This window comes from Brevibacillus centrosporus, assembly GCF_003710815.1.
GTDB classification, from domain to species: Bacteria; Bacillota; Bacilli; order Brevibacillales; family Brevibacillaceae; genus Brevibacillus; species Brevibacillus centrosporus.
This window is the reverse complement of the sequence record NZ_RHHP01000065.1, coordinates 1-2,364: the sequence shown is the minus strand read 5'-3', so window position 1 is coordinate 2,364 and position 2,364 is coordinate 1. Positions and strand designations below refer to the sequence as shown.

Sequence of the window (2,364 nt, the reverse complement as noted above, 5' to 3'; positions counted from 1 at the left end):
ATTCGAAAGGCAATGTTTTCGTCCATCGCATCCGTCAACATCTCGTCTGTGATCCCGGTAATTTCAGTAATCTTTGGACTCAGCTGGCGCCCTGGTTTGACCAAGGTATGGAATCCAGAAACGATCTGGCCCTTGATCACTCGAATGGCAGCCATTTCAATGACGCGTTCATTTCGAGGGTTAAGTCCGGTCGTCTCAAAGTCAAAAACCGTGATATCGTTAAGCATCAAGCCAACACCTCCAAGGTGTAATGTTTTCCTGCGGCGTATCCGATCTTTCGTAATGCCTGTTTTACCGTCATTTCAGCTAGTGCCGGAAGATTGTTCTTGCTCGATAAGTGGGTCAGGTAGATCCGCTCTCCGCGTCCCTGGATCAATCGTTGAAGAGCTGCAGCGGTTTGTTCATTGCTCAAGTGTCCGTTATCGGATAGAATGCGTGCCTTGACCGTATCCGGATAGTCCCCTGCCTCCACCATTGCTGGCTCGTGATTGGCCTCGATGATGTAACAGTTGCCTTCCATCATTTCAAGCATGTACGAATCGACATGCCCCGTATCAAACACTACACAGCAGCGGTCGCCGCGATCATCCTCTACCGCATAACCAACAGGCTCGTATGCATCGTGGTGTGTCTGAAATGGGTGTACGAGAAAACCACCAAGCTCGATTTTTTCGTACAGACCATGCAGTGTGCTGACAATGTGTTGTAACTCTTCATCCACACCAGCGATTCCTTTCCATTCGCCATAGGTTGCAAAGACGGGTATCCGGTACTTGTTGGCCAACGGCAAACCTCTGATATGGTCACCATGGGCGTGCGTTACAAAGATACCGGCTACCTCATCTGGACGTATGCCTACTTCCAGCAGCCGCTTTTCGATTTTTGTTTTTGCCACTCCCGCGTCGATCAGTACGGTTTTTTGTTCTGAAGTCAGGGCGACGCAGTTGCCGCCCGACCCACTTGCCAGAATGTCCACTTTTATCATTCCGGCCCTCCTTTATCTCGTCATTGCACCGAACGCAAATATCTAGTCCGCGCCAATGATGTTCTCTCCCAGGATTCATCTCGCGCCCGCAAAGTTGGCATTCAGGATCAAGTACATAGATTTCGACTTTGTGCAAGCCGGATCACCTCATATCGCCCGGTCCTGTTTGATCCGTTTCTGCCACTCCTTCGTAAAATCACAATCTCTAGCTGCCACTTCGAAATGCCTTGTGCCGAGGGCAAACGAGACGAATTTGTCAGTCGAGCGTTCATAGTAGAATCCATTGAGGGACGAATCTGGGGGAGCCTGTCCATCACTCGAAGGCTCCATTACCAGTTCGTCAAAAAGATTGAGTTGAATGTCTCCCATGCGCTCAGTTCAGTTCGTCGTCGTTTGAAGTTTGCGCTTGCTTCTCTGCAATGTGCATGTCCATGATCTTGAGGAGCCCAGTAATCTCAACCAAAGTTGGCTTCTCTCCCTTGGTTTTGCAGTGTTCCGCAATATAGGCACCCATTGCATCCGAGTCAGTAATGCCGAGCAGTGCGAATTTCTTCTTCATCTCGTCACGTGCTTTTTTTAGTTTGGAAGTTTCATCGTCTTCTACAGGAGCTTCCTGTGTTTTTGGCTCAGTTGCCATCTGCTCAACCTCAGCCGTGATATCCTTCCGTTGTTGTGGTTCGTATGCGGCAGGACCAGCGTCTGCTGATTCAACATCATCGAAGCGTAGACCAAAGGCAGCCTTCAATGCCCTGCGGGTCATATGCTTTTTGAACATGTCATTGAAGTAGTTCGTCCACATCGTTTTCTGCATCCCGATCTGTGAGCGTTTAAAGTGCTCGACTTCTTCCACGTCCATCACGACAGTGAATGGTGCATAGCCCTCTTTATATGCTATGGCATAACCGCCGACTACCTTACCTCGTGGAAAACCCCAAGAATGCTCATCGATCACCGCATAATAACGGCCATCTTCTGCTTTTTCTTGATGCATTTTGAAAGTATCGTTGTCGTGGACCAGTTGAACATCATAACCTTGGTACCCTTCTGTTTCCTTGGCTTTGCGTACGTGAAAATCGATCCCGAATTGTACAGTGAGCTTGTTTTGAAATACGCTTGGGTGAATTTCTTGCAGCAACGGGTTTGCACCTGAAGATTTGGCAATCCCCATAAACAGTCTGAATTGAGACTCGTTGCAGTCCTTGGCGATGGTTTCCCGTACAGTCACAATGTCTTGTTCTGTCAGTTCACCAAATGGCATTAAAGCGAGTGCTTTGCTCATATTGAAGTTCCTCCTGTTTTCTCAATCAGTTTTACGGCGACAAGATCATCGATCGCATTTCGTAGCATGAGTGCGTCCACGATAGAAAGCTGGATGACAG

The 2,364-nt window shown here is 48.4% G+C and carries 3 protein-coding genes; all 3 read right to left on the bottom strand.

The features are described from left to right. Positions 1-227: 3'-5' exonuclease (locus EDM55_RS29850; RefSeq protein WP_259676118.1), on the bottom strand; the 227-nt coding region annotated here is incomplete at its 3' end. Continuing rightward, positions 227-985: an MBL fold metallo-hydrolase gene (locus tag EDM55_RS29845; protein WP_307723977.1), complete on the bottom strand. Its 759-nt coding sequence runs from the start codon at positions 983-985 to the stop codon at positions 227-229. The genes EDM55_RS29850 and EDM55_RS29845, both read right to left, overlap by 1 nt. A gap of 373 nt (positions 986-1,358) precedes the next feature. Beyond that, the gene (locus tag EDM55_RS29835) at positions 1,359-2,264 is read right to left on the bottom strand and encodes a RecT family recombinase (protein WP_122962131.1); all 906 of its coding nucleotides are present in this window, start codon (positions 2,262-2,264) and stop codon (positions 1,359-1,361) included. Positions 2,265-2,364: the final 100 nt, after the last annotated feature.